Origin of the sequence: Citreimonas sp., assembly GCF_042096055.1 — a bacterium.
Taxonomy (GTDB): domain Bacteria; phylum Pseudomonadota; class Alphaproteobacteria; order Rhodobacterales; family Rhodobacteraceae; genus Citreimonas.
In genome coordinates, this window is sequence record NZ_JBELMH010000118.1 from 1 (window position 1) to 6,822 (window position 6,822).

At 72.0% G+C, this 6,822-nt stretch carries 10 protein-coding genes; 9 read left to right on the forward strand and 1 reads right to left on the reverse strand.

The genetic code is table 11. The features are described 5' to 3' along the window. The 9 genes from ACFDTC_RS16785 to ACFDTC_RS16825 all read left to right on the forward strand — a co-directional run. Positions 1-495: hydroxymethylpyrimidine/phosphomethylpyrimidine kinase (locus tag ACFDTC_RS16785; RefSeq protein WP_375260026.1), on the forward strand; the 495-nt coding region annotated here is incomplete at its 5' end. Continuing rightward, the gene (locus ACFDTC_RS16790; protein WP_375260027.1) at positions 492-1,466 is read left to right on the forward strand and encodes an FAD-dependent oxidoreductase; all 975 of its coding nucleotides are present in this window, start codon (positions 492-494) and stop codon (positions 1,464-1,466) included. The genes ACFDTC_RS16785 and ACFDTC_RS16790, both read left to right, overlap by 4 nt. Further along, positions 1,450-1,647, forward strand: coding sequence for a sulfur carrier protein ThiS (gene thiS, locus ACFDTC_RS16795; RefSeq protein WP_375260028.1), 198 nt, complete (start codon positions 1,450-1,452; stop codon positions 1,645-1,647). The genes ACFDTC_RS16790 and thiS overlap by 17 nt, the downstream gene beginning before the upstream one ends. Position 1,648: 1 nt before the next feature. Beyond that, positions 1,649-2,419: a thiazole synthase gene (locus tag ACFDTC_RS16800; RefSeq protein WP_375260029.1), complete on the forward strand. Its 771-nt coding sequence runs from the start codon at positions 1,649-1,651 to the stop codon at positions 2,417-2,419. Next, complete coding sequence (locus ACFDTC_RS16805) at positions 2,416-3,012, forward strand: thiamine phosphate synthase (RefSeq protein WP_375260030.1); 597 nt, start codon at positions 2,416-2,418, stop codon at positions 3,010-3,012. The genes ACFDTC_RS16800 and ACFDTC_RS16805 overlap by 4 nt, the downstream gene beginning before the upstream one ends. After that, complete coding sequence (locus tag ACFDTC_RS16810; RefSeq protein WP_375260031.1) at positions 3,009-3,992, forward strand: ThiF family adenylyltransferase; 984 nt, start codon at positions 3,009-3,011, stop codon at positions 3,990-3,992. Before ACFDTC_RS16805 ends, ACFDTC_RS16810 begins: the two co-directional genes overlap by 4 nt. Next, positions 3,989-4,924: an ABC transporter substrate-binding protein gene (locus tag ACFDTC_RS16815; RefSeq protein WP_375260032.1), complete on the forward strand. Its 936-nt coding sequence runs from the start codon at positions 3,989-3,991 to the stop codon at positions 4,922-4,924. Before ACFDTC_RS16810 ends, ACFDTC_RS16815 begins: the two co-directional genes overlap by 4 nt. A 91-nt stretch (positions 4,925-5,015) precedes the next feature. Further along, positions 5,016-5,741: an ABC transporter ATP-binding protein gene (locus ACFDTC_RS16820; RefSeq protein WP_375260033.1), complete on the forward strand. Its 726-nt coding sequence runs from the start codon at positions 5,016-5,018 to the stop codon at positions 5,739-5,741. Beyond that, complete coding sequence (locus ACFDTC_RS16825) at positions 5,738-6,469, forward strand: ABC transporter permease (protein ID WP_375260034.1); 732 nt, start codon at positions 5,738-5,740, stop codon at positions 6,467-6,469. Before ACFDTC_RS16820 ends, ACFDTC_RS16825 begins: the two co-directional genes overlap by 4 nt. Before the next feature lie 28 nt (positions 6,470-6,497). On the opposite strand, the gene ACFDTC_RS16830 is transcribed toward ACFDTC_RS16825, so the two are convergent. Further along, the coding region (locus tag ACFDTC_RS16830; RefSeq protein ID WP_375260035.1) for an SHOCT domain-containing protein at positions 6,498-6,822 on the reverse strand (325 nt) is incomplete at its 5' end.

The following is a 6,822-nucleotide window of genomic DNA, read 5'->3' on the forward strand; positions in this document are numbered from 1 at the left end:
CTGGACCCGGTGATGGTCGCCAAGTCCGGCGATGCCCTGCTGGCCGGAGAGGCCGAGGCGGCGCTGATCGAGACCCTGCTGCCACGCGCCGACGTGCTGACGCCGAACCTGCCCGAAGCCGCCCGCCTGCTGGGACGCGAAGCCGCCCGCGACGCCGAGGAGACGGTGGCGCAGGGGCGCGCGCTGCTGGCCTTGGGCGCGCGGACAGTGGTGATGAAGGGCGGTCACGCCGAGGGCGCGACCTGCATCGACCGGCTGGTGACGGTCGACGGACTCGTGGCGATGGAGCAGCCGCGGCTGGCCACGCGCAACACCCACGGCACCGGATGCAGCCTGTCCTCGGCCATCGCGGCCGAACTGGCGAAGGGCGCCGGCGTCGAGGCGGCCGTGCGGCGGGCGCAGGCCTGGCTGCACGGCGCGATTGCCGCGGCGGACGGGCTGGGCATCGGCGGCGGCCACGGCCCTGTGCACCATTTCCACGAGGTCTGGACATGAAGGCGCGGGTCCTCGGCGCCGGCGTCGCTGGCCTTTGTGTCGCCACGGAACTTGTCGCGCGCGGGTGTGCAGTCACGGTGTTCGACGCGGCGCCCCGGCCCGGACCGCACGGCTGTTCGTGGTGGGCCGGCGGGATGCTGGCCCCGTTCTGCGAGGGAGAGACGGCCGAGGAACCGGTCGTCCAGCTGGGCCAGGAGGCCGCCGACTGGTGGGAACGGCAGGGTGTAACGGTCGCGCGGTGCGGCACGCTCGTCGTCGCCCTCGGCCGCGACCGGCGCGAGCTCGACCGCTTTGCACGGCGCGTCGCCAAGCACGAGAGACTTGACGGCGACGCCCTTGCCGCGCTCGAGCCGGACCTCGCCGGCCGGTTCGACCGCGCGCTGCACGTCGCGGCCGAGGCGCATCTCGATCCCCGCGCGGCGCTGGCGCACCTGCGCGACCGGCTGGAAGCGGACGGCGTGACTTTCGTTGCCGAACCCGGGCGCCCCGACGGCCTGACCTTCGACTGCCGCGGGCTGGCGGCGCGGGACGTGCTGCCGGACCTGCGCGGGGTGAAAGGCGAGATGGCCATGCTGCGCAGCCGCGACATCCGCCTGTCGCGCCCGGTCCGGCTGCTGCACCCACGCTTCCCGCTCTACGTCGTGCCCCGCGCGGACGGGCTGTTCATGCTGGGGGCGACCCAGATCGAAAGCGACGACCGCCGGCGCAGCGTCCGCTCGGTCCTCGAACTGCTGTCGGCCGCCTACGCGCTGCACCCGGCCTTCGGCGAGGCCGAGCTGGTCGAGATCGGCGTCGACGCCCGCCCCGCCTTTCCCGACAACCTGCCACGCCTGACGCGGCAGGGCGACACCATCCACGTCAACGGCCTCTTCCGCCACGGCTTCCTGCTGGCGCCCGCGCTGGCGCGCATGGCGGCCGATGCGGCGCTCGATGGCACCATACCGGAGTTGATGCATGAAGATCACGGTTAACGGCACCGCGACCGAGGTTCGGGCCGATACGCTCGCCGCCGCGCTTGACGAGCTTGGCTACGGCGACGCGAAGGTGGCCACCGCCCTCAACGAAAGCTTCGTGCCCGCCGCCGCGCGCGAGCAGACGGCGCTGTCCACCGGCGACCGGATCGAGATCGTCGCGCCCAGACAGGGAGGCTGAGATGCAGCTTTTCCGAACCGAGATCGCCTCGCGCCTGATGCTCGGCACGGCGCAATACCCATCGCCCAGCGTGCTGGCGGAGGCGTTCCGCCGTTCGGGCGCCGGCATCGCCACCGTCTCGGTCCGGCGCGAGGCGGGCGGCGAACGGGCCGGCGCCGCGTTCTGGGACCTGGTGCGCGAGTTGGGCGTGACGGTCCTGCCCAACACCGCCGGCTGCCATTCCGTGCGCGAGGCGGTGACAACGGCTCAGATGGCGCGCGAGCTGTTCGACACGCCCTGGATCAAGCTCGAGGTGATCGGCCACACAGACACGCTGCAGCCCGACCCGTTCGGACTGGTCGAGGCGGCGCGCATCCTGACCGACGAGGGCTTCGAGGTCTTCCCCTACACGACCGAGGACGTGGTGCTGGCCGGCCGCCTGCTGGATGCGGGCTGCGAGGTCCTGATGCCCTGGGGCGCGCCCATCGGGACCGGGCTGGGGCTGACGAACGTCTACGGGCTGCGCACCCTGCGTGCGCAGTTCCCCGACGTGCCGATGGTGGTCGACGCAGGCCTCGGCCTGCCCAGCCAGGCGGCGATGGCGATGGAGATGGGCTTCGACGCGGTGCTGCTGAACACCGCCGTCGCGAGGGCCGGCGACCCGGCGGCGATGGCCGAGGGCTTCGCCAAGGCGGTCGAGGCCGGGCGGCTGGCGTACCAGGCCGACCCGATGGAGCCGCGCGACATGGCCGCGCCCTCGACCCCGGTCATCGGACGGGCGTTCCTCGAATGAGTCTCGACAGGTTCTACCCGATCTTCGACTCGGTCGGCTGGCTGCGGCGCGCCCTGCCGCTGGGCGTCAGGCTGGTCCAGCTGCGGATCAAGGACATGCCCGAGGCGGACCTGCGCCCGGTGGTGGCACGCGCGCAGGCGCTGTGCCGGTCGCAGGGCGCCGTACTGGTCGTGAACGACCACTGGCGCGTCGCCATCGACGAGGGCTGCGACTGGGTGCATCTGGGGCAGGAAGATCTGGACGAGGCCGACCTGCCCGCGATCCGCCGCGCCGGGATCAAGCTGGGGATCAGCACGCACGACCACGCCGAACTCGACCGCGCGCTGGCGCTCTCGCCCGACTACGTGGCGCTCGGCCCGGTCTATCCGACGATCCTCAAGAAGATGAAGTGGGAGCAGCAGGGCCTGGACCGCGTGACCGAATGGAAGCGGCTGGTGGGCGGCCTGCCGCTGGTGGCCATCGGGGGGATGACGCCAGACCGCGCGCTAGGGGCCTTCGCCGCCGGCGCCGACATCGTCTCGGCCGTCACCGACATCACGCTGAACGACGACCCCGAGGCACGCGTGCGCCAATGGATCGAGGCAACGCGATGAACCGCTACGCCCGTCAGATCGCCGTGCCGGAATTCGGACCCGAGGGACAGGCGCGCCTGCGCGCCGCGCATGTGCTGGTCGTGGGCGCGGGCGGGCTGGCCGCGCCGGTGCTGCAATATCTCGGCGGCGCGGGCGTGGGGCGAATCCGGCTGGTCGACCCCGACCGGGTCGACGTGACGAACCTGCATCGCCAGACGCTGTTTCGCGAGGCCGATCTCGGCTGCCGCAAGGCCGAAGCCGCCGCTGCCTCGATCACCGCGCTGAATCCCGAGTGCTGGCTCGAGCCGGTCGTCGCGGCGCTCGACCCGTCCAATACCGACGCGCTCTGCGCCGGCGTCGATCTTGTGCTCGACTGCGCCGACAGCTTCGCGGCCAGCTACATCCTGTCGGACACGTGCCACGCCGCCGGTGTGCCCTTGGTCAGTGCGTCGGTCATCGGGCTCGAGGGCTATTCCGGCGCCTTCTGCGGCGACGCGCCCAGCCTGCGGGCTGTGTTTCCGGACCTGCCGCAGCGGATGGGATCCTGCGCCGAGGACGGCGTGCTGGGGCCGGTCGTCGGCATGGTCGGGTCGATCCAGGCGCAGATGGCGGTGGCCGTGCTGGCCGGCATCGCCCCGTCACCGCTGGGCCGCCTCGTCACCGTCGACGGGCGCAGCTTCCGCTTCGGCGGCTTCAGCTTCGACGGCGCGTCCGAGCCCGGGCACCACCCCCGTTTCCTCGCCCCGTCCGAGATCGCCGAGAGCGACTTCGTCGTCGACCTGAGGGCCGAGGACGAGGCGCCGCTGGTGCGCCCGACCGCCCGCCGCCTGCCCGTCACCGCCTTCGGGCCGGACGGCCCCGTCCCCGCCACCGGCCAGCGCGCCGTGCTCTGCTGCCGTTCAGGGCAGCGGTCGTGGGCGGCCGCCGAACGTCTAGCCGCCGTCTGGGACGGAGAAATTTGCCTTGTCGCCCTCGGCGACACAACCGGAGAGACCCGATGAAGACCACCCTCGCCGCCCTCGCCCTTCTCGCCGCGACGCAAGCCGCCGCGCAAGATCGGATGACACTCGTGCTCGACTGGTTCGTGAACCCCGATCACGGGCCCATCGTCATCGCCGACGAGCAAGGCTACTTCGCCGAGGCGGGGCTTGAGGTCGAGGTGATCGCCCCGGCCGATCCCGCCGATCCGCCCAAGATGGCCGCCGCCGGGCGCGCCGATCTCGCCATCTCGTACCAGCCGCAGCTGCACCTGCAGGTCGCCGAGGGCATGCCGCTGATCCGCGTCGGCACGCTGGTGGCCACGCCGCTCAACTGCCTTCTGGTGCTGGAGGACGGGCCGGTCGCGGAGATCGCGGACCTGAAGGGCCGCAAGATCGGCTTCTCGGTCGCCGGAGTCGAAGAGGCGCTGCTGTCCGAAATGCTGGGCCGGGCCGGCCTCGGCATGGCGAATGTCGAGCTGGTCAACGTCAACTGGTCGTTGTCGCCCGCGCTGATGTCGGGCCAGGTCGACGCCGTGATCGGCGCCTTCCGCAACTTCGAGCTGAACCAGATGGCTATCGAAGGCGTCGCCGGCCGCTGCTTCTACCCCGAGGAGGAAGGCGTGCCGACCTATGACGAGCTGATCTACGTCGCCAACCCTCAGACGATGGATGCGGACATGATCCGCCGCTTCCTTTCGGCAACCGAGAAGGCGACGCAGTTCATCGTGAACCACCCGCAGGAAAGTTGGGAGATCTTCGCCGGCACCTCGGCCGAGCTGCGGGACGAGCTGAACGAACGCGCCTGGGCCGACACGATCCCGCGCTTCGCCCTGCGCCCCGAGGCGCTGGACCAGGGCCGCTACGCCCGGTTCGAGGCATTCCTTGCCGAGGCGGGGCTGGTCGAAGGCACGCGCCCCGTCTCGGATCTGGCCGTCGATCTGGGCGCGCAATGAGCGACGCCGAGGCTTTCCCGCCCTGGCACGCGGCCTGCCCGCGCCACCAGAACGCGGCGCGAGGGCGAGTCGGGTGCACGGGCCTTTCGGGATGAGCACCGCCCCGGCGCTGCGCCTGTCGGGGAGCGCGACGATCGGTGGCGTGCCAATCTTCGGCACGCTGACGCTCGATGCGCCGGCGGGGGAATGGATCTGCCTGCTCGGCCCTTCCGGCGTGGGCAAGTCGACGCTGCTGCGTCTTCTGGGCGGGATCGGCGACGAGGTCGCCTTCGACGGCATCGCGGCGGCGGATGACGGCGCGCCGCTGGACGGCCGCATCGCCCTGATGGCGCAGGGCGACCTGCTGATGCCCTGGCTCGACGCGGTCCGCAACGTGACCCTGGGCGCCCGGTTGCGCGGCGACGCGGGGCGGCGCGACCGGGCCCGCGCGCTGCTGGAGCGTGTCGGGCTCGGCGCTCACGCGGACAAGCGCCCGCACGCGCTGTCGGGCGGCCAGCGGCAGCGGGTCGCGCTTGCCCGCACGCTGATGGAGGATCGGCCGGTGGTGCTGCTGGACGAGCCGTTCTCGGCCCTCGATGCACGCGCGCGGGCGCAGATGCAGGACCTGGCGGCCGAACTGCTGGCCGGGCGCACCGTGGTGCACGTCACCCACGACGCCGCCGAAGCCGCGCGGCTGGGGCACCACGTGTTGCTGATGACGCGCGCCGGCATCACTGCCGAGGCGCCGCCGGACACGCCGACGCCCCGGCCCTTCGATGCGCCCGACACGCTTGCCTTCCAGGGCCGCCTGCTGCGCCTGCTGATGGAGGCGCAATGACGCGCGTTGCCACCCTCGCGGGCATCACGGCCCTCGCCCTGCTGGCGTGGAAGGCGCTGGTGGTGGCCTTCGCCCTGCCCCGGTTCATCCTGCCTGGTCCCGGTCTCGTCTTCGGCACCCTCTGGACCAGCCGCGCGCTGATCGCCGAGCACGCCCTCGTCACCATGACCGAGGTGCTGCTGGGCCTCGGCCTCGGCGCGGCGCTGGGCTTCGCCACGGCGATCGCGATGGCGGCGTCGCCGGTTGCGCGCGCGCTGCTGCGGCCGACGCTGGTCTTCAGCCAAGCCGTGCCGGTCTTCGCGCTGGCGCCGATCCTGACGCTCTGGCTGGGCTACGGGTTGTGGTCCAAGGTCGCGATGGCGCTGCTGATCATCTATTTTCCCGTGACTTCCGCCTTTTTCGACGCGCTGATGCGCACGCCGCCCGGCTGGCTCGAGCTTGCGCGCGTGATGAACGCCACGCCCGGCCGCATCCTGTGGCGCATCCGGGTGCCCGCGGCGATGCCCGGCTTCGCCTCGGGCCTTCGGCTCGCCGCCGTCTACGCCCCCATCGGCGCGATCATCGGCGAATGGGTGGGCGCGTCGCGCGGGCTCGGCTACCTCATGCTGCTGGCGAACGGCCGGGCGAAGATCGACCTGATGTTCGCCGCGCTGATCGTCCTCGCGATCCTGACGCTGCTGCTGCACGCGGCGGTCGACGCGGCCTGCCGGCGGATTTGGGGAAGCTGACTGACGGAAGCGGGGAACGCGTGGCCGGTCAGGCGTCCAGCAGCTTCTTGCGCGCGGCGTAGTCGTCGGCGTCGATCTCGCCTTTGGCGAAGCGCATGTCCAGTTCCGCGCGGGCCGAGCCGTTGCCGCCACGCGGCGCGCCGCCCTCGTGCTGGCGCGAGAACCAGATCACCCCGGCGACGACGAGACCGAGCACGATGAGCCACAGCACCGGCCCGAACATCATGCCGACGCCATGGCCGTAGCTCCAATCCATGTAGCCGTAGCGTTCGGGATCAGCCCAGGCGGGCGTTGCAATCAGGGTGGCGGCGATAATTCCTCGGATCACGGGACCCTCCATCGGTCTAAGGTAC